Annotated in this window: 22 protein-coding genes and 1 pseudogene; 5 read left to right on the top strand and 18 right to left on the bottom strand. The window is 64.5% G+C overall.

Going from position 1 to position 22,339, the window contains the following annotated elements:
- Positions 1 to 135 precede the first annotated feature (135 nt).
- The 3 genes from ABIA42_RS08945 (at position 136) to ABIA42_RS08935 (ending at position 1,157) form a co-directional block, all read left to right on the top strand.
- On the top strand, positions 136 to 372 hold the full coding sequence (locus tag ABIA42_RS08945) for a DUF3551 domain-containing protein (protein ID WP_319326160.1): 237 nt from the start codon (positions 136 to 138) through the stop codon (positions 370 to 372).
- A gap of 39 nt (positions 373 to 411) precedes the next feature.
- Complete coding sequence (locus tag ABIA42_RS08940) at positions 412 to 714, top strand: patatin-like phospholipase family protein (protein ID WP_370114153.1); 303 nt, start codon at positions 412 to 414, stop codon at positions 712 to 714.
- A 239-nt stretch (positions 715 to 953) separates the two neighbouring features.
- The gene (locus ABIA42_RS08935; RefSeq protein WP_271526206.1) at positions 954 to 1,157 is read left to right on the top strand and encodes a hypothetical protein; all 204 of its coding nucleotides are present in this window, start codon (positions 954 to 956) and stop codon (positions 1,155 to 1,157) included.
- A 154-nt stretch (positions 1,158 to 1,311) separates the two neighbouring features.
- Here ABIA42_RS08935 and ABIA42_RS08930 read toward each other — a convergent pair whose 3' ends face one another.
- The 10 genes and pseudogenes from ABIA42_RS08930 to ABIA42_RS08885 form a co-directional block, all read right to left on the bottom strand.
- Complete coding sequence (locus ABIA42_RS08930; protein ID WP_271526207.1) at positions 1,312 to 2,313, bottom strand: formate dehydrogenase subunit gamma; 1,002 nt, start codon at positions 2,311 to 2,313, stop codon at positions 1,312 to 1,314.
- A gap of 40 nt (positions 2,314 to 2,353) precedes the next feature.
- Positions 2,354 to 2,950: a formate dehydrogenase FDH3 subunit beta gene (gene fdh3B, locus ABIA42_RS08925; protein ID WP_027571966.1), complete on the bottom strand. Its 597-nt coding sequence runs from the start codon at positions 2,948 to 2,950 to the stop codon at positions 2,354 to 2,356.
- A 13-nt stretch (positions 2,951 to 2,963) separates the two neighbouring features.
- Complete coding sequence (locus ABIA42_RS08920) at positions 2,964 to 5,906, bottom strand: formate dehydrogenase subunit alpha (protein WP_370114156.1); 2,943 nt, start codon at positions 5,904 to 5,906, stop codon at positions 2,964 to 2,966.
- A gap of 14 nt (positions 5,907 to 5,920) precedes the next feature.
- Complete coding sequence (locus tag ABIA42_RS08915) at positions 5,921 to 6,130, bottom strand: twin-arginine translocation signal domain-containing protein (protein WP_370114158.1); 210 nt, start codon at positions 6,128 to 6,130, stop codon at positions 5,921 to 5,923.
- A 29-nt stretch (positions 6,131 to 6,159) separates the two neighbouring features.
- A complete protein-coding gene (locus tag ABIA42_RS08910) occupies positions 6,160 to 6,939 on the bottom strand; it encodes a molecular chaperone TorD family protein (protein WP_271526210.1) in 780 nt (259 codons plus the stop codon).
- A 132-nt stretch (positions 6,940 to 7,071) separates the two neighbouring features.
- Positions 7,072 to 7,683 carry a DUF3306 domain-containing protein gene (locus ABIA42_RS08905; protein ID WP_370114160.1) on the bottom strand — a complete coding sequence of 204 codons (612 nt, stop codon included), beginning with the start codon at positions 7,681 to 7,683 and terminating at the stop codon, positions 7,072 to 7,074.
- Entirely contained in the window at positions 7,680 to 8,195 is a 516-nt protein-coding gene (locus ABIA42_RS08900) for a DUF3305 domain-containing protein (protein ID WP_370114162.1), read from the bottom strand. The genes ABIA42_RS08905 and ABIA42_RS08900 overlap by 4 nt, the downstream gene beginning before the upstream one ends.
- Positions 8,192 to 9,200: pseudogene (locus ABIA42_RS08895) on the bottom strand (DUF6352 family protein). The gene ABIA42_RS08900 and the pseudogene ABIA42_RS08895 overlap by 4 nt, the downstream one beginning before the upstream one ends.
- Positions 9,197 to 9,736, bottom strand: a complete 540-nt coding sequence (locus ABIA42_RS08890; RefSeq protein ID WP_271526214.1) for a DUF6505 family protein — start codon at positions 9,734 to 9,736, stop codon at positions 9,197 to 9,199. Before ABIA42_RS08890 ends, ABIA42_RS08895 begins: the two are co-directional and overlap by 4 nt.
- Positions 9,733 to 10,440 (bottom strand): biotin/lipoate--protein ligase family protein, encoded by a 708-nt coding sequence (locus tag ABIA42_RS08885; RefSeq protein ID WP_271526215.1) that lies wholly within the window; start codon positions 10,438 to 10,440, stop codon positions 9,733 to 9,735. Before ABIA42_RS08885 ends, ABIA42_RS08890 begins: the two co-directional genes overlap by 4 nt.
- A gap of 197 nt (positions 10,441 to 10,637) precedes the next feature.
- Here ABIA42_RS08885 and ABIA42_RS08880 point away from each other — a divergent pair, with 197 nt between their 5' ends.
- Complete coding sequence (locus tag ABIA42_RS08880) at positions 10,638 to 12,608, top strand: 4Fe-4S binding protein (protein ID WP_370114166.1); 1,971 nt, start codon at positions 10,638 to 10,640, stop codon at positions 12,606 to 12,608.
- Between the two features lie 248 nt (positions 12,609 to 12,856).
- Here ABIA42_RS08880 and ABIA42_RS08875 read toward each other — a convergent pair whose 3' ends face one another.
- Positions 12,857 to 14,125, bottom strand: coding sequence for a c-type cytochrome (locus ABIA42_RS08875; RefSeq protein ID WP_370114168.1), 1,269 nt, complete (start codon positions 14,123 to 14,125; stop codon positions 12,857 to 12,859).
- Between the two features lie 515 nt (positions 14,126 to 14,640).
- On the opposite strand from ABIA42_RS08875, the gene ABIA42_RS08870 reads away from it, so the two are divergent.
- Entirely contained in the window at positions 14,641 to 14,877 is a 237-nt protein-coding gene (locus ABIA42_RS08870; protein WP_370114170.1) for a hypothetical protein, read from the top strand.
- Positions 14,878 to 15,099: 222 nt separating this feature from the next.
- Here the strand turns inward: ABIA42_RS08870 and ABIA42_RS08865 are convergent, their stop codons facing one another.
- From ABIA42_RS08865 to ABIA42_RS08835, 7 genes are all read right to left on the bottom strand, one after another.
- On the bottom strand, positions 15,100 to 16,095 hold the full coding sequence (locus ABIA42_RS08865; RefSeq protein WP_370114172.1) for a Bug family tripartite tricarboxylate transporter substrate binding protein: 996 nt from the start codon (positions 16,093 to 16,095) through the stop codon (positions 15,100 to 15,102).
- Positions 16,096 to 16,266: 171 nt separating this feature from the next.
- Complete coding sequence (locus ABIA42_RS08860; RefSeq protein ID WP_370114174.1) at positions 16,267 to 17,028, bottom strand: SDR family NAD(P)-dependent oxidoreductase; 762 nt, start codon at positions 17,026 to 17,028, stop codon at positions 16,267 to 16,269.
- A gap of 35 nt (positions 17,029 to 17,063) precedes the next feature.
- A complete protein-coding gene (locus ABIA42_RS08855; RefSeq protein WP_370114176.1) occupies positions 17,064 to 18,803 on the bottom strand; it encodes a nitrilase-related carbon-nitrogen hydrolase in 1,740 nt (579 codons plus the stop codon).
- 13 nt (positions 18,804 to 18,816) lie between these two features.
- Positions 18,817 to 19,806 (bottom strand): acetamidase/formamidase family protein, encoded by a 990-nt coding sequence (locus ABIA42_RS08850; RefSeq protein ID WP_271526220.1) that lies wholly within the window; start codon positions 19,804 to 19,806, stop codon positions 18,817 to 18,819.
- 33 nt (positions 19,807 to 19,839) lie between these two features.
- Positions 19,840 to 20,568, bottom strand: coding sequence for an ABC transporter ATP-binding protein (locus tag ABIA42_RS08845; RefSeq protein ID WP_370114179.1), 729 nt, complete (start codon positions 20,566 to 20,568; stop codon positions 19,840 to 19,842).
- Positions 20,561 to 21,277: an ABC transporter ATP-binding protein gene (locus tag ABIA42_RS08840; protein ID WP_370114181.1), complete on the bottom strand. Its 717-nt coding sequence runs from the start codon at positions 21,275 to 21,277 to the stop codon at positions 20,561 to 20,563. The genes ABIA42_RS08845 and ABIA42_RS08840 overlap by 8 nt, the downstream gene beginning before the upstream one ends.
- On the bottom strand, positions 21,277 to 22,323 hold the full coding sequence (locus ABIA42_RS08835) for a branched-chain amino acid ABC transporter permease (RefSeq protein ID WP_370123582.1): 1,047 nt from the start codon (positions 22,321 to 22,323) through the stop codon (positions 21,277 to 21,279). The genes ABIA42_RS08840 and ABIA42_RS08835 overlap by 1 nt, the downstream gene beginning before the upstream one ends.
- Between the last annotated feature and the right edge of the window lie 16 nt (positions 22,324 to 22,339).

Below are 22,339 nucleotides of genomic sequence, written 5' to 3'. Positions count from 1 at the left end.
CGCACCGAGCGACGTTACATGGGTTGACGTTACATAGGTTGATGGCTCGCCTCAAATGACGAGCATGCGCGCCGCGCGCGCCATTGGAACCCCCGCATAACGAGCCGCGTTCAATGTCGGAATTGGAGACCCAAGATGAAACATCTATTGCTCACGGCGACCGCCGCTCTCGCGATCATGGGCAGCTTCGCCTCCTCGACCGCCGCGGTGGCGCAAGATCGCTACTGCCTCCAGGGCCGGATCTGGGGCTATCCAGGCAATTGCCAGTTCGCCAGTTACGCTCAATGCATGGCAACCGCATCGGGAACGAACGCCTATTGCGGCATCAATCCCCGTTACGCCTATGCGCGCCGTTACAGAGGATACCGGTGATCAACCTGACTTCCAGGCTGGCAAGCGGCGGAGCCGGCTTTGCCTGATCGCGCTGAGCCGAGCGGCGCGATAGCAGCTGAGCTCCCGCTCACCGCTGTCGTCTTCTCCGGCGGTCTCGGCCTCGGTGCATATCATGCCGGTGTGTTTGAAGCGCTCAGCTCTCTTCGCTCACCGATCGACTGGGTGACCGGTTCATCGGCAGGCGCCATCACGGCCGCACTGATCGCGGGGAGCCGGGTCGCGTGCCTGCGATATCAGACGCCAGCCGCCATCTCTGCGCCTAGCTCAGCTCGGTCAATACCCGCCTGCTCGGTCTCCTTCGCATTGCTGATCATCGTGTAGGGTTTTTTCAGGACATCGAAGGCGGTTTCGAGGGCCGGCAGGGGATCACGGACATGCCCGCCGCACGACGTCATCCAATCTGAGGATGGATTGCATGTTGATGCCGCAAGTGCTGGCCATTTCCAGAACAGGCTCCGTTTCAACGGTCTTGGAACCGATCGCTGTGAAGTGGCTCACATGCGGCCGGACAATCTGGATGTATTCGTCATGCCGGGTGGAGATGGCAAACGGAGATGCGCATGAAACCCCTCATGCTCTCGCTCATTGCAGCCATGCTTCTCGCTGGTGTAGCCAGCAACGTGTTCAGGTCGCATACAGTGTTCCATTTCGGTGAGCACGGCATGGCGTCAATTCAAGACATGCAGACAGGCCAGGCGAACAAGCTCCCCGAGCAGGAGCTGCAGGATCGCTCCGTCCTGTTTGCGAAAGAGCCGGCTCACTAAAGCGCGGTGCGATTGGGATGAATCGTCATCGCGCTTTAGGTTGTTGCTTAAGCATGATCTCCGCGCAAACGCGTTCCGCGTTTGTCGCGAGGGAAAACCGCTGCGCACCTTTCCGGATCATGCTTTAGGCCGGAGCGCCCGCGTCGGGCTCCGCTTATTCGGCCGCGGCCGTTGCGGGTCGCGGTTGTCCGTCGTTCGGTCCTGTTCGCGCCTTCTGCTCGTCGAGCCAGAGGCTATGGTGCTCGCGAGCCCAGTTGACGTCGACTTCGCCCGAGCCCATGGCCTCGAACGCACCTTCCATCCCGATGGTGCCGATATAGATGTGCGCGATCATCGCCGCGACGAACAGGACCGCCACGATCGAGTGGACGATCTGGGCCATTTGCATGCCCTCGATCCCGGTGCCGTAGAACGGGAACATCAGCGCATAGCCGGACGCTGCGACGAGTCCGCCGCCAATCACGACGATCCAGTAGATCATCTTCTGGCCACCATTGAAGCGGTAGGCCGGCGGATGGTCATGTCCGATCAGGCCGCCGCCGCGCTTCGCCCATTCGATATCCACCTTGCTCGGGATATTGCCGCCGATCCACATCAGGAAGATCAGGACGACGCCGATGGTGAACGGGAAGCTCAGATAGTTGTGAGCGTACTTGGCCCATTGCGACCATTCCGAGAAAGCCTCGAAGCCGATCAGCGGCAACAGCAACGGCCGGCCAAACGTGATGTTCAGCCCGGAAATGGCCAGGACGATGAAGCAGCTTGCCGTCATCCAGTGCACGAACCGCTCGAACCCGTTGAAGCGCACGATGGTGCGGCCCGACCGTCCGGCTTCGAGGCGCACCATCCCGACGGTAAGATAGAAGATCACGATGGCCGCGGTCATGCCGAGGATCGCAATGCCGCCGATCCAGGGCAGCGTCACATTGCGGAATTCCCGCCATTCCCGTCCCTGCGGCTGCTCGAGAACGCCGGAGCGCTGATCGGGAATGCTGACGCGGCCCTGAATCCGGTTGAGCTCCTGCAGAAGCTGCTGCTCCTTGACCGCGCTCGCGGTCGGGTTGACCTGCTGAGCACTCGCGGGCACCACCGTCATCAAGAGAAGCAGCGCCCAGGCGCCCAACGCCAGACGAATGAACCTTCCAAACGACGCCATCACGTCCTCCCCGGTCTTGCGCGCCCTTCGGCTGCCCACGTCAGGACTCAATTGTCTCGCGATATGCAGTCTTCCAGCCCCATGCGCCCGAGCCATAGCCGCGCTTCATGACGCGCTCCTTGTAGATCTGCGCAATGATCTCGCCGTCGCCTGCAAGCAACGACTTGGTCGAGCACATTTCGGCACATAGCGGCAGCTTGCCTTCGGCCAGCCGGTTCGCACCGTATTTCTCGTACTCCTCCTTGCTGCCGTCGGCCTCCGGACCGCCGGCGCAATAGGTGCATTTGTCCATCTTGCCGCGTGAGCCGAAGTTCCCGACCTTCGGGTATTGCGGCGCGCCGAACGGGCAGGCGTAGAAGCAATAGCCGCAACCGATGCAGAGGTCCTTGGAATGCAGCACCACGGCATCGGCGGTGGTGTAGAAGCAGTTTACCGGGCACACGGCCGCACAGGGCGCGTCCGTGCAATGCATGCAGGCCATCGAGATCGATCGCTCGCCCGGCTTGCCGTCGTTGATGGTGACGACGCGCCGGCGGTTGATGCCCCAGGGCACCTCATGCTCGTTCTTGCAGGCGGTGACGCAAGCGTTGCACTCGATGCAGCGATCAGCGTCGCAGAGAAATTTCATCCGAGCCATGTGCGTGCTCCTCTCAGGCTGCGACGATCTGACAAAGCGTGACCTTCGGCTCCTGCATGCCGGTTGCAGGATCGTAGCCGTAGCTCGTGATCGTGTTGGCGCTCTCGCCCAGCACGATCGGGTCGGTGCCGGCGGGATAGTTCTTGCGCAGGTCGGCACCGCCCAACCAGCCGCCGAAATGGAACGGCATCCAGGCGACCCCCTTGCCGACGCGTTCGGTCACCAGCGCCTTCATCCTGGCACGTGAATTGTTCTCGGCACCGCTCACCCAGACCCAGCCGCCGTCCTTGATGCCGCGATCGGCGGCATCGGCCGGGCTGATCTCGATGAACATGTCCTGCTGCAATTCGGCGAGCCATGGATTGGTGCGGGTTTCCTCGCCGCCGCCTTCGTATTCGACCAGACGTCCCGAGGAAAGGATCAGCGGAAACTGCTTTGCGATCCCCTTTTCCACCGCCGCCTTCTGCACCGAGAAGCCGATATTGGGCAGGCGGAACTGCTTGGCGTCGGGCAAGGTCGGATATTTCTCAACGAGATCGACGCGCGGCGTGTAGATCGGTTCGCGGTGCACCGGGATCGGGTCCGGCAGGCCGAACGCATTCATGCGCGCCTTGCCGTTGCCGAAGGGCACGCAACCGTGCTTCAGCGCAACGCGCTGGATGCCGCCGGAAAGGTCCACCGCCCAGGACACCGCGTCCGGATTGGCCGGGTTGACCCTCTGGATCGTCGCCATCTCAGCCTCGGTGAGATCCTTGTCCCAGCCGAGCTTCTTCAGGCTTGCCAGCGTGAATTCGGGATAGCCGTCCTCGATCTCCGATCCCCTGGAGAAGGATTTGTCGGCGAGCAGGCTCACCTTCCGCGTGGTGCCGTCCGGCAGCTTCTCCTCGCGTTCGATGCCGAAGCGTGGGCGGAACGCGCCGCCGCCGTCCATCACGTGCAGATTGTTGTTGTAGAGCAGCGGCGAGCCGGGATGCTTCACCTCGGGCGAGCCCCAGCACGGCCAGGGCAGGCCGTAATAGTCGCCGCCGACCTCCGGATCGTCCTTGGGCGCACGCAACGTCACCAGGTCGAACTTGTGCTGGTTCTTCATGTGCGCCTTGATGCGCTCCGGCGACTGCCCGCAGTAGCCGGTCGACCAGCTTCCGCGGTTGATCTCGCGCAGCACGTCCTCGGCGACCGGAAGGTCGTTCTCGACCTTGATGTTCTTGAACATCTTGTCGGCGAAGCCGAACTTCTTCGCCAGCAAATAGATGATCTCGAGGTCATCCTTGGATTCGAAGATCGGCTTGACGATCTGCTCGCCCCACTGCATCGAGCGATTGGAGGCGACGCGCGATCCCGTGCATTCGAACTGCGTGGCCACGGGCAGGATGTAGACGCCATCCTTGCGTCCCGCCTCGACCGCCAGAGACGCCCAGGTGGTCGGGTGCGGGTCGGCGATCACCAACAGCTCCAGCGCCTTCAGGCCCTTCAGCGACTCCGGAATGCGCGTGATGCTGTTGCTGGCGTGGCCTTGCACGAATACGGCCTTGACGTTGTCCTTCTGTGCGACATCGGCCTTCGGCAACAGCGCAGCATCGAACCACCGCGTCAGCGGGATGCCTGGCGTCTCCATCTGCTTCTTCTCGTCGAAGCGGGAGACGAGATAGTCGTACTCGACCTCCCAGACCCGAGACCAGTGCTTCCAGGCGCCTTCCGCAAGGCCGTAGTAGAACGGCAGCGTCACGATATCGAGGCCGACGTCGGTCGCGCCCTGCACGTTGTCATGGCCGCGCAGGATGTTGGCGCCGGCTCCGGCCTTGCCGACGTTGCCGGTCATCAGCAGCGCGATGCAGCTCGCCCGCACGTTGGCGGTGCCGACCGTGTGCTGGGTCTGGCCCATGCACCAGATGATGGTCGCGGGCTTGACCGTCGCGAACATCTTGGCGACGCGCTCGAGCTGCGCGGCGGGCACACCGGTGACGCGCTCGACCTCTTGCGGGTTCCACTTCTCGACCTCCTTGCGCAGGTCGTCGAAACCGTAGACGCGCTGGGCGATGAATTCCTTGTCCTCCCAACCGTTCTTCAGGATGTGCCACATCATGCCGTAGAGCACGGGAATGTCGGTGCCGGGACGGATCCGGACATATTCGGTGGCATGCGCCGCGGTGCGGGTCAGGCGCGGATCGAAAACGACGAAGTTCGCCTTGTTGAGCTCCTTGGATTCCAGTAGGTGCTGCATGCTGACGGGATGCGCTTCCGCGGCGTTGCTGCCGATGAACAGCATCGTCTTGGAGTTGCGCATGTCGTTGATGCTGTTCGTCATCGCGCCATAGCCCCAGGTGTTGGCGACGCCGGTGACGGTGGTGGAGTGGCAGATCCGCGCCTGGTGATCGGTGTTGTTGGTGCCCCAGAATGCACCGAGCTTACGGAACAGGTAGGCTCCCTCGTTGGTCATCTTGGCCGAGCCGAGCCAGTAGACGGAATCGCTGCCCGACTTCTCGCGAACCTGGAGCAGCTTGTCGCCGATCTCGTTCACTGCCGTGTCCCACGACACACGCGTCCACTGCCCGTTCACCAGCTTCATCGGATAGCGCAGGCGACGATCGCTGTGCACGAGCTCGCGCACCGAAGCGCCCTTGGCGCAATGCGAGCCGCGGTTGATCGGCGAATCCCAGCTCGGCTCCTGCCCGATCCAGACTCCATTGAGCACTTCCGCCGTCACGGTGCAGCCCACGGCGCAATGCGTGCAGACGCTCTTCTTCACGGTGGCGCCGGCCGCGAGCGGGCCGGCAGCGGCCGCTTCCGCCCTGCGCACGTTGACGACGGGCATGGCCCCCAACGCTGCGAGAGCGCCACCGGCCAGGCCGGACTTGCGCAGGAATGTGCGGCGATCAAGTCCCCCGCTCTGGCCCGCAAGGGATTCGGCGACGGAACCTCGGCGATCGGAACGCTGGTGTGTTCGCTTGATAAGCACGGGCAGCCTCCCTCTCAGGCCGGATAACGATTGACGCGGTAGAACGTCTTTACGTCATCGGATTCCCTGTAGCGCGCCTTGCGCTTCTCATCGTTGCTTTCGCTGTCCGCCTGCGCGGACCCGACCAGCGGTGTCGCAAGCGTCGCGCCGACACCAGCCGTGCCCAAGCCGACCTTGCGAAGGAAATCGCGGCGTCCGACCTTTGCTTTCGTCTCGTCACTCATCGCATCTCTCCCGGACCAAGGCGCCTCGGTCAGTTGGCGAATGTGAATGCTTCCGTCTCGATCTCGATGAAGGTGCGGCCGAGCGCGCCGACCGCTCGATAGAAACGGGCGTCCCCGGCGCTCTCGATGTCGGCGAACAGCCGCCCCATCCAGGGCGACACATGTTTTTCGAAGAAGGCGCGCTGCGCCTCGGGCGAGGCATCGAAACGGCCGTCGGCAAGGCCGGACATGATCTCGCACAGGATGGCGGCGTGATCTTCGGGTTCCGAATTGTTGGCGACCCGCACGATGCCGAGCGCCGTCAGGTCGCCGCGCAGGCGCGACAACGGCCGTTCGTTGAGAAAGCCGGTGAGATAATAGGAGGCATAGGGCAGCAATTCGCCGCGGCCGAGCCCGACGAACAGATCGAAATACTCCCGCTCGACTTTCGCTGCGACGGCGCTCGAGGCGGCATCGGCCAGCGCCGCATGCGCGCGCCCGAGGGGCGTCGCGTCACCGCTCAACGCGGCGAGCTGATCGAGCAGGTGTTTCGACGGAGGCGCCGACAGCAGCGTTGCCAGCAGCGCGTATTCCTGTGCGCGCGCCGCATCGATGGGATCGACGAACTCGGCGGAGCCGGCTTGTTCGCCGTAGAGATCGGGCCGCAGATCGTTCCGGGAAACGCCGGTGGCGGTTTCGACTGCAATCACCCGTTGTACGGGCACGCGAGTCCAATTCGACACGGAGGGCTGGCTGATGCCTATTTTGCGCGCAAGCTGAGCGATGCCGCCCGCGGCATCGATCGCGCGATCAAGCCCGTCATCACGCACGTGGACCTCCCATCCAAGTCCCGTCTGCTGATTATTGCCTTTTCTTACAAGGCACTAGGGGGAGCGTAATCCCGGCTCCAAGGACCGTCAATCATTGCCATAGCCTCGGACTATAGCCTTTGGTCGTGCTCCTCAGCGCGGCAGTGCACCGCCGTGCGTACGAGGCCTGATGGGCTCGGCATCATCCGCAGATATGTCGGACGCCATCGGTTGCACTGCAACAGGAATTGCCAGGTGCTCCGTCTCATCCGGCGGCTCAACGACATTGGAAATTACTGTCACATCTGCTTGATGCAATTCGACCGAAGGATCCGCTGTCTCGATCGCCGCCTCGGCGAGAGATTGGGCTGCCTCGCGCACTCCGCCGACGATGCGATCGACCAGTGCGGCCAGTTCCTCCGACGAGTAATCCAATGGTCCAAAACCCGGCATCGCGGTCGGGTCGTTGAAGTCCCATGCATTCTCCGCAAGTCCGACGAAGTCGCGAATGGCGGGATCGGTCGCCCAGGCGCGGCGAAGAGCCGCATGGCTCAACTCCCGAGGAATACCCTTGCTGAGGAAGGCCGTGATGTCGGTCGCAGCATTGATCTCGTCGATCGACGGCAGACTCGAGAGGTCGAACTCGCCCTCGTCGTCCTTGACCTCGGACGGCGGCGCGGGTTGCGCCGCAGCAGGCTTCGCCGGCTCCGCTTGCGATTCGCGCTTGCGGCGGGACCAACGCGCAAGGAACTCCTCCTCACTCATTCCTGTCCGCCTTCATGCTCGCGCCGTGCCAGCGCCTCCGGGTCGGCGCGGCGCCGCTTGCGCTTGACGAATTCCCGCTCGACATGGTGCTCGGCCACGAAGCTTTCAATCGCTTCGCGCAGCACCTCCGGCATCGGCACGGCCTCGACGAGATTGTCGGCGGCTTCGGTAAAGCCTTCGCCCTCGGCGGGGTCGGCGGTCACCGCGGTGACGGCATAGGGCCAGGCGCCGTCCGAGGGCGACAGCACAGTCCAGATGCTCGGATTGCCGGAGGCGAGATTGTCGCGATAGCGCGCCGTCTCGGACGGATAGAGATCGACGGTCGCGCTTCCGGCATAGAACAGGGTCGTGCCGTCCTGCTCGCGAAGCACGGTCCACGGCTGTGTCACCGGCTCGTCCGGCAGGACGGCAATTCCGCGCCAGATGAAATCGACCCACGGCGAGTCAGCCTTGCGCCGCTCGACCACGACGCCGACGGCAATCGAGAGGGTGGGCAACGCCGCAGGGCTCATGTCGCCATCTCCAGGTGCTTCACCGGCAGCCCGGTCAGCAGATTCTGTGGCTTCATCCGGAGCTTCTGATCCGCCGTCATCGACAGGATCAGGTAGACCGGTTCACCCCCGACATCGTCAAGAGCGCGGTCTGAATCCGCAAACGTCAGGCGGAACAGCGCGAGCACACGGGTCGCCGTCGCGCTCGCCGAGTTCTTCGCCGTGCCACAGCCGGTCGCCGAGCCTCGTGGCGTCGGCATCGAGCCCGACATACCAGGTGAGCCGTGCCTCGTGCAGCGCGCGCAGCGGCTCGATCATGACGTCGATGCCGAGCAGATGGGAGAGCCAGCGCGTCATCGCCTGCGCCAGGGCAACCGGCCCGCGGCCGCCGGCCGTAAGGTCGAGGGCCATGTCGAACTGGTCGCTGCGCTGCCAATAGGCCGCGGCATTCTCCTCGCTCAACACCTCGACCACGGCATCGGTGGTGGCGCCCAGCATCGACATCAGGGAGAGCACCGGGGTCGGGCTCCGGCCGCCGACGACCTCCTCGTCCCCGAGCAACAGGGCCTGCTCATGCGGCAGGATGCGCTGGGTCCGGAAGAACAATTCGGCCGCGCGCAGCACGAACGGGTCGTCGCAGTCATCGAGCGCGTTCCGCAGGATGACGTGCACGAGCTGGTTGACGAACAGCGGCGGCAAATCGTTCGCGCCTGATCGCACCGATGCAAGATAGGCGGCTTCGAGCGTCGGATGCCGCAACAGAAGATCGCGGAACGCCAGCACCAACTGCCAATTCTCCCGGGCATCGGCATCGACGATCCCGGCGATTTCGCCGGCGCTGACCGCCTGGCGCGGGTCGGCGAGCAATTCGCGGTGCAGCCGGCGTTCGACCGGGCACGCGTCGTCCGGCGGCATCAGCTCGGGGCGGGCAAAATAGGCCTTGAGGAATTCGTCCGTGACACGGAGCCCACCGCCCTCGTCGCGATCGAGCAGGTGATGACCACAGGCGATCCAGAAATCGTTCATCGGACGGGCGGCTCCCGGCCCAGATCCGCAAGCCTGAGATCGCCGTCAGGCTGGACCTCGTCCTCGATTTCCATGAACGAGAACGCCTTGCTGTGCCCCTGCCCTTGCCGGAGTTGCAGCCGGCGGAACGACTCGCGGACTTCGCCGTCGCTCGAGGTGCGGTGCACTGCAATGAGAGAGCTGATCGGATGGCTGCAGAGCGACTGCGCGAAAGCGACCTCCTCTTCCGCGGCCGTTTTCGCTGTCGTCATGTCCGGCGCGCCGAAACGATCGACGAGTTGCCTCGCCAGGAGATCGACCACGCTGCGACAATCGTCTTCGGTTGCCGGAACGATCTGCGCCAGCGTCGACCAGCCCCAGGACTGCACCCCGAGGAAACCGCCGCGAAACGCCGCGCGCGCCTTGCCCTCAAGCCTGGCAGCGTCGTGATCCCAGAAGCGGAAAGCGCCTGAGACGGCCCATTCGCCCGGTTCCGCCGCCACGTCGAACACGAAGGTGTCGGAGGGATCGAGCGCGATGGTGCGCAGGAGCTTCACAGGCGCGGTCCTCCGAGGGCCGGATCGAGCCAGGACGGCGTCGCGAGCGCCTGCACGAGGTCACTTCGCTGGACCCGATCCGTCCCGATGCGGCGCGTCAGGACATCGCCGCGATCGTCAATGCGCTGAACTGTCTGCCTTTCACGCGGCATCCGAGCGAGATAGTCGCGCGCGACGCTGTCAAAGCCGTCGACCCGCCAGCCATCCAGCGCCAGCATCAGGTGCCGGGCAAAGCTTTCCGTGATCTGCGCCGCGCCAGCCTCGCCAAAACCTTCCTGGTCGAGTGCCGAGGCCAGCGGGTGGACGCCCGGATCGTCATCGTTCATGGCAACCGTCCGGATCATGGCCCCGAACACCAGCCAGGGCGGCGGCGCATCCTCGTCAGCTGCGAAAGGCCAACCCATCCGTCCGCCGCCGACCAGCCCCCCGTCGATCCTGACAGCGTCCGGCCAATTGATCGTGATCGGCTTGCTCGGCGGCGCATAGGCGCTGAGGGCATCGGCAAGCGCGACCATGCCGGCGTAAAAGGCGCGGCGCGCGCTCCGCAACGGCTCGGCCGGCTCCAGCACCACGGCGAACTCTGCGAGGTCGAAGCGGCCGACATAGACCAGCGTGCCGGCACCGGCCTCCGGTGCGATGCGGCATGCATGGGCAAAGGCATCTCCGCTCTCGCGCAATCGCACCAATGTGAACGGCGGCGGCAAGTGAATAGGTTCCGCCAGGGAAACATGGTTGACTGGGGTCGACGACAGGCCGTCCTCCGCTTTCCTTTTCTTCCCGATGGATAATGTCTATACGAGGCGAAGGGCCGGCGCGAGTCCGTCGTCGGCGTCCGAATGGCGGAGGGGTTAACCTGGAGCAGCCGTCGAAGACCGTCCTGATCTGCTCGTGCGAAGACACGATGCCCCTCGACGTGGCTGCGATCCGGCGCGGATGCCCGAACAGCGAGGTCAAGAGCTTTCGCCACCTCTGCGGTGCGGAGCTCGACCACTTCCGCAAGCTTGCCGCGGCAGACGGCGTGTTGACGGTCGCCTGCACGCAGCAGGCTGCGCAGTTTTCGGACGAGGCCGGCGAACGGGCCGATGCGATCAGCTTCGTCAACATCCGCGAAACGGCCGGCTGGTCCCGCGACGGCGCGCGCGCCGGTGCGAAAATGGCCGCCCTGCTCGCATCCGCCTCCATCCCTGCCCCGGACTATCCGCTCGTCACCTTGTCGAGCGAGGGCGTGATCCTGATCTACGGGCGCGATGAGGCCGCGATCGAAGCCGGCCGCCTGCTTGCCGATCACCTCGACGTCACGGTGATGCTCAAGCAGCTCGATGACAAGGTGCCGCCAGCTGCAACGGTCTTTCCGATCGTGAAGGGCACGATCCGCTCCGCAAACGGACATTTCGGCGCGTTCGAGCTTGCAATCGACGACTATGCGCGTCCCCGCCCCTCCTCGCGCGATCGTTTCGTGCTGGACCCGCCGCGAAGCGGGGTCACCTCGCGCTGCGATGTCATCCTCGATCTTTCCGGCGATATGCCGCTGTTTCCTGCTCACGACCTGCGCGACGGCTATCTGCGCGCCGACACGAAGGATCCCGCTGCGGTGCTGCGCGCCGTGCTGACCGCGCGCGATCTCGTCGGCAGCTTCGACAAGCCGAAATATGTCGACGTCGCGCCCGCGCTTTGCGCCCATTCGCGCTCGAAGCGCACCGGCTGCCATCGCTGCCTCGATCTCTGCCCAACCGGGGCGATCACGCCCGTCGGCGATCATGTCGCAATCGATCCGAACATCTGCGCGGGCTGCGGCCAATGCGCAGCTGCCTGCCCCACCAGTGCGGTATCCTACACGCTGCCGCCCGCCGATGCGCAGCTCCAGAGAATCCGCGCCATGCTGCTCGCCTACCGCGAGGCCGGCGGCGCGAATGCGGTGCTGCTCTTTCATGACAGCCCGCACGGCACGCCTCTGATCGACGCCCTCGCGCGGCATGGCGACGGCCTGCCGGCGAACGTGCTTCCCTTTGCCGTCAACGAGCTCACGCAGCTGGGGCTGGAAGCGATTGTCGGCGCCTTCGCCCATGGCGTATCCGCTGTGCGCTTCCTGCTGCGTGCCAAGCCGCGCCACGATGTGACCGGACTGTCGCAGACGATCGCGATGGCCGAAGCGATCCTCGGCGGCCTTGGATTTGCGGGCCGTCGCCTCGCCACCATCGAAACCGACGACCCCGATGCGTTGGGCGAGCATTTGACCGACATCGGCACGCTCTCTGCGGTCGCGACGCCCGCGACCTTCAGGACCGTCGGCAAGCGGCGCGACCTCTTGCGGTTCGCCCTGAGCGAGCTGCATCGACTGGCGCCGCAGCCGGTCGACGTGATCGCCTTGCCGCAGGGTGCGCCGATCGGCGCAATCACCGTCGACACCAATGGCTGCACGCTGTGCCTCTCCTGCGTCTCGGCCTGCCCGACCGGCGCGCTGCGGGACGATCCCGAGCGGCCCGTGCTGAAATTCATCGAGGATGCCTGCGTGCAATGCGGCCTGTGCGAGAGCACCTGTCCGGAAAAAGTCATCAGCCTCAAGCCGCAGATCGATTTCCGCGCGGCGCGCGCTCCCGCGACGATCATCAAGGAAGAGGAGCCCGCACTCTGCGTCCGCTGCGGCACGGCCTTCGGCGTTAAGAGCACGATCGACCGCATCGCAGCCAAGCTCGAGGGCCGGCACTGGATGTATCCGGCCGGCGACCGGCGGATCGAGGCACTGAGGATGTGCGCGGACTGCCGCGTCATCGTCATGAGCGAGCAGCAATTCGATCCGTTCAAAGGCGTCCCGGAACGAACGCCGCCGCGGACGACGGATGACTATCTGCGCCAGCGCGAGGGCAAGGACTAAAGCGGAATGGCTTTAGGTAGAATCGATTGCCGCGGCTCCCTTCACCTCGCCCGCTTGCGGGAGAGGTCGACGCGAAGCGCCGGGTGAGGGCATTCTCCTCTTGGGGATTGTCCCATTGCGGAATTACCCTCTCCCCGACCCTCTCCCGCGAGCGGGAGAGGGAGTGCACCTCCGTCGTTGCAGCGATCAAGCCTCATCTCATCACGCTGTAGACGAAGCAAACATCTTCGCGGGGGCAGAAAGGGCCGCTATCGCGACGTGGCGCGGCCTAGAAACTCGGTGAGCGCGCGCCGGTCCTCGGCCGAGCCGATGCGCTGCTCCGGCATCTTGGTGCCGGGCGTGTAGGCATTCGGCCCGATTTCGAACAATCTTGCGACCGTTTCCGGTGTCCAGACGATGTCCATCGTCTTCAGCGCATCGGAGAAGCGATATCCCGGGAGCGAAGCGATCCTGCGGCCGTATAGTCCCGCAAGTGTCGGACCCGCACGCTGCACCTCCTTGTCCGACAGCGTGTGACAGGCAACACACGCCCGAAAGACATCGGCGCCATGATCGCCGGCATAGGCGGCGAGCGGATCGGCGGGTGTGCCGATCAGACCCGAGCCGATGGGATCGCCGGTGCGCGCATTCCAGCGCCTGATCCTGCCGTCCGCACCACCCGTCATCAATGTCTCGCGATCTGGAAGGAAGACGGCCGACCACACCGGCAGCCCGGGCCCGACCAGCGTGCGTAGCAGGTTGCGCGACTTTCGATCGATGATCGCGACTGTTCCGCCGGTGCCGGCGGCAGCGATCAACGCGCCGTCCGCCGACATCGTCAAGGCCACCACCGGTGTCGGGCTGGCCGCGACCTCGCCGCTGACCTTGCCGTCCGTCGTCAGCATGCGCAGCCTGCCGTCGACCGCGCCCGTGACGATTTCACCATCCGGCGCCACGGCCACCGCGTTCAGCGGCGCCGGCAACGTCACGATCTCAGGCTGGCCATCCGGCAAACGCCAGATGCGCAGCGCGAGATCGTAGCCGACACTGACGAGCCTGCCGTCCGGCAGGAAAGCGACGCCGTTGACGTTCTGCGTATGCCCTTCGAGCACGCGGGACGTGCCGTCCGACAGCGACCAGAGCCGCACCGTCCGGTCCCATGACGCCGATGCGAGCAGCGCCCCATCGGGCGACACAGCAAGCGCCGAAATCGGAGCGATATGTCCCTCCAGCACCCGGTCCGGCTCCAGCCGGCCCGCCGTCCACACCGCAATTCGTGCGTCGGCGCCGGCCGTGATCATGCGGCGGTCCGTCAGAAAGGCAACGGCATTGACGCCACCGGCATGATACCGCAGCACTTGCTCTGCGGTATCCGTCTTGAGCGACCAGCGGATGACCGCCGTGTCGAAGCTGCCGGACAGAAGGTCCTCCCCATCCGGGGAAACGGCAAGAGCCCGAATCGGGCCACCGTGTCCGACCATGTCGGCGTGCACGGATGATCCGGCAAGGATGGCCCACAGCGCTACGGCCACCTTCATGCACAAAGGTGATCTGTTCATTTCCGGACGGCCCCGCTTGACGTTCGCATTGTCAAGATTGCCAGAACAGGCGGCCGAAATGAACATTCGGGACCGGTCTACTTGGCCGGTGCCGTGGTGGTCTTGGAGGATCCCTCCGGCGCGGCCTGCATTCCAGGCGGACTCTGGCCTTGGGGACTTTCGGCCGGCGCACCACCCGAACCTGTATTGATTGGGCCCGTCCAACCCTGCGGCTGTGCCTGCCCCTTCTCTTCAGGAGGGGTTTGCGTTGCCGACGGGTTGGTTTGCGCGGGCTGGGCCAGGGCACTCTCAACAAAACAGAATGCTGCGAAGCACAAGATCGTTCTCGGTAATATCACGCAAGGCCTCCGATGCGCTCACTGGGCTTGCAAGCAACCTGCGAGGCCTGCTTCCGTTCCGAATCGTGCAGCGCAACAGCCTAACTCGCGCATCCGCCGCTTGAATGCCGATAGCCCGGACACTAGATTCTGCCTGCTCACGTCGAGGAAAACCGCATGCAGGGTCGATCGGGGCCGATTATGCGGATGATTGCGCGGCTACGGGTTCTTGGCGCCATTGATGGCCTGCAAGATCCCGCCGCGCGAGAAGCCTCCCCTTTCCTCTTCCTCGTTGCCGTCGTGCTCGCGCTGCTGCTCGCAATCCTGGAAGTCGATTTGAACAGCGCCGGGCTTCAGTCCCTTGGCTTGATGGGCAATGCGTTTTCCGCGGATCCCGTGTTCAAGAGCCCATAGGACCGCGGATGCCGTGACGGGATCGACGAGCTTGCTCGCGATACGTCGTGTCGTATAGATGGCTTGATGTTCCAAATCGGGGGAGGCTGAGGATGAAGGCTTTTTTACTTGGCTGCGTCGCGGCCCTGGTCATCGCGATTGCGGGAATGGTGATCCTGAATCGAGTCCAGGAGCCGGTCGCTCAAGCGTTTGCTACGTCCGCGGTACGACTCTGAGAAGCGCTCAGTCGCGCTTGAGCCCGATCGACTTGACGATGGGAGCCAGGCGGACGAGCTCGTCCTCGACGAGGCGCTGGAATTTATCGGGGCCTGAATCGATGTCCGGCTCCAGACCCTGCGAACGATAGCTTTCCTGCAACTGAGGATCAGCCATCGCCGTGCGGGTCGCCGCAGCGATCCGCACCACGATCGCGTCCGGGGTTGCTTTTGGAGCAAACAGGCCAAACCAGCCGGCGTATCTGAGGCCCGGCATGCCGGATTCGATGACCGTCGGAATCTCCGGCGCGCCGCTCAGCCGCCGGTCGCTCGTCACGGCGATCAGCCGCAGCTTGCCGGCAAAGTGCAATTGCAGGAGCTGGCTCGAGACCACCGCAATGACCGCGTTGATCTCGCCATTGACGAGGTCGTTGGTAGCGGCCGCCATGCCCCGGTAAGGGACGTGGATCAAATCTGCCGCAAGACCCGATTGCTGCCTGAACATCTCTCCGACGAGATGATTGCCGGTGCCGACCCCCGGAGTGCCATAGGAAAGCCCGCCCGGATTCGCCTTCGCAAAGGCTGCCAGCTCCCGCAGGTCCTTCACCGGCAAGGACGGATGAACCGCGAATGCGAGCGTGCTCGTAATCAGCCGATAGATGGCACGGAAATCGCGAATCGTGTCGTAGGCAGGCTGCGCCGAGGACAATGGAATCGTCACTTTCGTGCTGCCATTGCCGAGCAGAAGCGAATAGCCGTCGGGAGCGCTCTGCGCCACCGCTGCGGAGCCGATCGCACCACCGGCGCCCCCGATATTCTCGACATGGACCGGCCCGAGCAGCGGCGCGACCTTGTCGGCCCAGGGACGGCCGATCAGATCACCCGCGGCGCCAGCCGTATAGGGAATGACCAGCTTGATGGAGCGGGAGGGATAATCGTCGGCGGTCGCACCGCCGGGCCAAGCAGCCAGCGCCGTGAGGCGCGCCGCCGTATCAAGCAGTTCTCGCCGTGAGAGAAGGGACATCGTCTGCGTATTCGGGACCGAGCTGATTATCTGGCACGAATAAGGGCGCCCGAAAATCCGCGCGGGGAGATCGCTGCCCTGCACAATGCGGGCAGCAGTGGCTGCACTGGCCCTGCGCGACCACACGGTCAATCATGACGCGGGTGACAGATTTGCGTCAGCGTTCGCGCCTCAGAATTGCACACCGCGCGTCAGGGCACCGTCGACGACGAGGTTCGTTCCTGTGATGAAGCTGGCGGCGCCACTTGCGAGAAATACGACTGCGTTCGCCATCTCCTGCGGCGTACCCATCCGGCCCGTGGGATTGAGCGCAAGCGCCGCCTTGTAGAGCTCGGGATTGTTGTCCTTGATGCTGTTCCAGACACCGCCTTCGAAATAGGTGTTGCCCGGCGAAACCGTGTTGGCGCGGATGCCCTTGTGTGCGAGCTGATTGGCGAGACCCTGCGTGTAGTGGATGATGGCGGCCTTGAAGGTGCCGTAGGGGCCGGCCGCGAAATCGACCTCGCGCCCGGAGACGCTGGAGATGGCGACGATCGCACCGGCACGGCTCTTCTCCAGATAAGGCATGGCCGCATTCACCAGCCGGACCGTGCCCATCATGTCGGTCGAGAATTCCTTGGCCCAGCTTTCATCGTCCTGCCCGATGGCGAGCGCGCTCACATTGGCCACGACGACGTCGATTCCGTCCAGCTTGGTCGCCATGTCGACCACCCAGGCCTTGAGTGCCGCACCATCGGACACGTCGACCGCAGCGCCGAAGGCCGCGACGCCTTTGCTCTTGAGCGCTGCAACGGTGCTGTCGACGTCCGCCTGATTGCGCGCGCAGATGCCGAGATTTGCGCCCTCGGCGGCAAAGGTCTCCGCGATCGCACGGCCTATCCCCTTGGTGCTGCCAGTGACGAGAACCTTGGCGCCCGCAAGTCCTAGATCCATGATCGGCTCCTTTTCTTCCCTGTAGATTTACACGTTCAGTGGTTATTTGCCATTGCCCTGACCAACCCTCGATAGCTGTGTGGCATCCGCATCGAAACGAGGTCCTTTCGTCGCACGACGTTGGTCGGGTACACGCTATCCAGATTGGTGGTGTCGACGACAGCTGTAGCAAGGCTCGTGCCGTCCGCTGCAATCGCTTCGCGGCGGGGGAATTCGAACGTATCGGGGCCGAACACACCGCTCAGGCCGGGATAGCCGTGTTCGGGATCGAAGACATTGGCAAACGCCAGGAATACGTTGTTCTCGCCGGCGCGGACGCGGAAGTGATGCCAATGATGCGGATCGGCGCCGGTCGGGATCGGGGCCGGCTGCACAACGGATGTCCCCGGATGCGGCGAACCGAAGGGGCCCTTGACCGCCGCGCAGCACGCGATGATGTCGCAGCCGCGAAGTGCGAGCACCCTCCCCGCCTCCGGAAACGCCGCATCGTGGCCGATCAACAGGCCTACTCGCCCGATCGGCGTGTCGACGACGGCCCAGTCGTCGCCCGCTGTGGCCCAGCTCCGCTCCTCTTCGATCAAATGCGTCTTGCGATAGGGCGTGATCTTTCCATCCGGAGCGATCAGGCAGGCGCTGTTATAGACGGCATCGCCCGCGCGCTCGGCCATCCCACAGACGATGTGGATCTGGAGCTGCGCAGCGAGCGCGTGCAGGCTCTCCGTGGCCGGGCCCGGTATCGGCTGCGCCGATCTCGCCGGATCTGCGAGGCCGGTGACCGCAAGTTCTGGAAATACGACGAGCGCCGCGCCGTCGGCCTTGGCCTGCCGCGCAAGATTCGCGATCGCCTCGAGATTTCGCGCAACATCGGCACTGGGTGCGAATTGGGCCGCGGCAATGCGCGAGCGGACTCCTTCCGGCCAGGGCTCGTGGCCGTAAAGGCCGAAGAAATCGCGCGGATTCCAGCTGAAGGTGTCGGTGAGCAGCTCCGGATAAAGCTCGGGCCGGCGTTGACGGAAGACAGGCTCGCCCAGCACGCGGCGCGCACGCGCAATATCGAGATCGATCTCGGCCAGCGCGACCCCGTCGCCCTTGTCGAGGACCGTGATCACCTGGCCATCCGGCGCGATCACACAGCTCCCGCCGCTGAACTGGACGGTGCGCTCGAGACCCCAGCGGTTGCTCTCGATCACGTAGCAGCCGTTCTCGAAGGCACGGCTGATCCAGTAAGGCGCCGGCGTTCGCTCCGCGAGCCAGTTGGAGATATGGCAGATGACGTCCGCGCCCCCCAGCGCCATCAGCCGCGCGGTCTCCACAAAATGGATGTCCATGCATATGAGGAGCGCGATCCGTCCGATCGGCGTGTCGAAAACCTGGTTGTGCAGGTCGCCCGCCGCCGCCCATTTCGGTTCGGAGATATAGGGATGCGTCTTGCGATGGCGGCCGACGATGCCATCGGGCCCGACGAGCACGGCCGAGTTGAAATAGATGTCGTCCTCGTCGACTTCAGGCATGCCGACCACGATGTAGCAGTCATGCTTGCGTGCCAGCGCCGCAAACCGGTCGGTGGTCGGCCCCGGAATCCGCTCGACATAGGGCCGAACCTCGGCGCGGTCGAACCAGCAATAGCCCGTGGTTCCCATTTCCGGCGTGACGATGAGCTTCGCGCCGGCCGCCGCCGCCTGCTCACAGAGTTCGAGCAGGCGCGCGATGTTGCGCTCCTTCTCGAACATGATCGGCTCGAACTGGACGGTGGCGACCTTGTGCACGGTGGACATGAGCTGGCTGGCCTCAACCGAGATAGGACTTCTTGATGGAAGCGCCGAGCGTATACTTCGGATCGACCATGTTGCCGAGACGCACCCGACCGGCCTGGGTCAGCAGCATGTAGGCATCGATCTCGTCGAAACCGTAGTCCGCCGCCATCCAGCGGCAGAGCTCGCGATAGGCGATGCGGGCTGCATCCTCCATGGGACGCGCCGAGCCGATCGTCATGATGAAGTCCTTGGTCTCGAGCCGCGGCCAGGCGATGGTCCAGCCCTTGATCAGGTCGACCTGCACCGTGGTCACGGTCGGATGCTCGATGGCGACGCCGCAGAGCTCGCCGTCGCCCTGCGCGGCGTGGCAGTCGCCGAGATAGAGCAGCGCGCCCTTGGTGTTGACGGGCAGATAGATGATGGCGCCGACGCCGACGTCGGGCAGATCCATGTTGCCGCCATAGTAGTCCGGGACCAGCGACGAGATCGCCTCGATCTCCGGCGAGGTGCCGATGGTGCCGATGAACGGCTCATAGGGCAGCGTGATCTTGTCGTTCCATTTGGTTCCGGTCTTGGCGTCGATCTCCAGCTTCTTGACGCGCTCGGGCAGCGCCGGATTGAGCAGCGCCGTGTTGCCCGTACTGACCAGGCCACCGAATTCCGGCATGATCACCGTGGTGCCACGCGGCTGCGGCCCGCGCGGCACGATGCTCTCGATATAGACCGCCAGCGTATCGCCCTTCTCGGCACCGTTGACATGGATCGGCCCGTTCTGCGGATTGAGAAACGGGAAGTTGAGAATCTTCGACGGGCTGTCGGTCTCGTTCTTGATGGCGCCCTCGAACGCGTCATGTGTTTCGGCGGCCACCACCGCGCCCGGATCGACCGTCAGCACCGGCTTCACATAGGGGCCGTAGACATAGTGGTACTTGCCCTGCTCGCTTTCCGTGATCGTGTAGCTGGTGCCGCGCTCGCCCTTGGCGACGCCCTTGCGGGCCATGATGGAGTCTTGCTGCCAGGACATTTGCTTTTCTCCTTCTGTCGTTGGCGTAGGTCTTCAAACCGCGAGATGACGGCGCATCTCGGCCGCGTCGTCGAGCGCCGCGCGATCGAGGTTTGCGACGATGCGTCCCTTGTCCATGACGTAGCAGCGCTGCGCCATGGCGCGGATCATGTCGAGATTCTGCTCGACCAGGATGATGGTCACCCCGGTCCTGTGGTTGAGCTCGACCATGTTGCGCGCGATGTCCTGGACGATGTTGGGCTGGATGCCCTCGGAGGGCTCGTCGAGCAGGATGAGGCTCGGGTCCGCGATCAGGACCCGTCCGATCGCGAGTTGTTGCTGTTGGCCGCCGGACATGGTGCCGGCGCGTTGATGCCAACGCTCTTCGAGGATCGGAAAGGCTTCGACGATCTTGCGCCGGCCCGCTTCGGGAATGCCGCCGCCCTTGATCGCTGCGCCGACCGCGACGTTCTCGCCGACGGTCAGCCGCGGAAACACGTCGCGCCCCTGCGGCACATAGCCCATGCCGAGGCGCGCCCGCTTGTGCGCGGGAAGAAGCTCCACCGCCTCGCCGCGATAGACGATCGAGCCGCTCATCGCCGGCACCAGTCCGATCAGGCTCTTCATCAGCGTGGATTTGCCGACGCCGTTGCGACCGATGACGGCGACGATCTCCCCTTCCCGCACCTCGATCTCGAGGCCCTGGAGCACCGGCTTGCCGCCATAGCCGGCGCGCAAGCCCAGGGTCGACAGGATCACTTCCTTGCGCGCCTGATCAAGCATGGGCCTGCCCCAGATAGATCGCCGCCACGCGTTCGTCGGCCACGATCTCGTCGATCGAGCCTTGCGCGAAGACCTGCCCGAGATGCAGCACGGTGACGCGGTGCGCGACCTGCCGCACGAAGGCCATGTCGTGCTCGATCGCCAGCACCGTCATGCCGTCGGCATTGAGCCGCTGCACCATCTCGCCGGTCATGTGGGTTTCCTCGGGCGACATGCCGGCGGTGGGCTCGTCCAGCAGCAGAAGGCGCGGCTTCAGGCTGACCGCCATGCCGATCTCGAGCCATTGCTTCTGGCCATGGCTGAGATTGCCTGCGATCTGTGCCTGCTCCGATTCCAGCCCGAGGAAAGTCAGTAGCCGGCCGATCTCCGCTTCGAGCTCAGCGCCGCGATGCCGGCTCTGCAGGGCGATCTCGAGGTTCTGGCGGACCGACAGGCCCTTGAAGACGCCGGGCACCTGGAACTTGACCGAAAGGCCGCGGTGAATCCGCGCAAAGGATTTCAGCGCCGTGATGTTCTCTCCGGCGAAGAGGATGTCGCCGCTGCCGGGATGATGCTCGCCGAGGATCAGGCGGAACAGCGTACTCTTGCCGGCGCCGTTCGGGCCGATCAGGCAGTGGATCTCGCCGGCCTGCAGCGTGAGATCCACGGAATTGGTGACGTGCAGACCACCGAAATGCTTGTTCAGCTGACGCAGTTCGAGCAGCGACATCAGCCGGCCCTCTGCGTGAAGCGGGCGGCGATGCGGCCGAGCCAGTTCATCACCCCCAGCACGAGACCGTTCGGGGCGATCAGGACCGTGAGCACCAGCAGCACACCCATGAAGACCAGCGCGTACTGGCTGCCATAGATCGTGAGCGCCTGGAACGCGGCGAGCACCACCAGCGTGCCGATCACGGTCGACGTCAGGTCGCTGCGACCGCCGACTGCGACCCAGATCAGCGGCAGCGCCGCGGCCGTCATGCCCATGCTCGACGGCGTGATGTACTGGCCCCACACCGTGTAGAGCACGCCGGAGAGCCCTGCGAGCGCAGCGCCGATGACGAAGGTGATGAGCTGGTACTTGCGGATGTCGTAACCAAGCATCTCCGCCCTCTCCGGGTTCTCACGGATCGCGACGATGACGTTGCCGAAAGACGAGTTCATCAGGATGCGCAAGGCCAGATAGACGAAGACGAGAAGGCCGAGCACGAGGTAGTAGAGCCCGACATCGGCGAACAGCACGATCGGCTCGCCCGGCCAGGGGATGGTCAGCGGCGGCATCGCGCTCATGCCGTTGAAGCCGTTGAGCCGCGCGCTGCCGATGTGCCATTCCGGCCCCGCAGTCTGTGCCATGAAGCGTTCCAGCATCAGGGTCACTGCGAGCGTGACGATGCCGAGGAACACGCCGGCGATGCGGCCGAAGAACATGAAGTAGCCGAGCAGAACCGCGAACAGTGCCGCGATCCCAACCGCCATCACCAGCGCCAGCAGCGTGAAGCCGTAGGCGGAGCCGAAATTGATGGTGAGGATGCCATAGCCATAGCCCGCGATCCCGAAGAAGGCGGTCTGGCCGAAGGAGAGCGAGCCGCCATAGCCCCAGATCACGCACAGGCTGAGCGCGATGAAGACCCAGACGAAGAAGTAGACGGTGTTGCCGACCGTGTAGCCGTCGCTGAACAGCGGATAGGCGAGCGCGGCAGCGAGCACGAGGGCGAAGAGGCCCCAGAAGGCCGGACCGCGACCGACGGTCTGCGGGCCTTCGAGACGGCGGAACATTGCAAGGAGACCGGTC

The organism is Bradyrhizobium sp. USDA 327 (genome assembly GCF_041262065.1).
Lineage (GTDB): Bacteria > Pseudomonadota > Alphaproteobacteria > Rhizobiales > Xanthobacteraceae > Bradyrhizobium > Bradyrhizobium liaoningense.
This window is presented reverse-complemented; position numbering and strand designations above follow the sequence as displayed.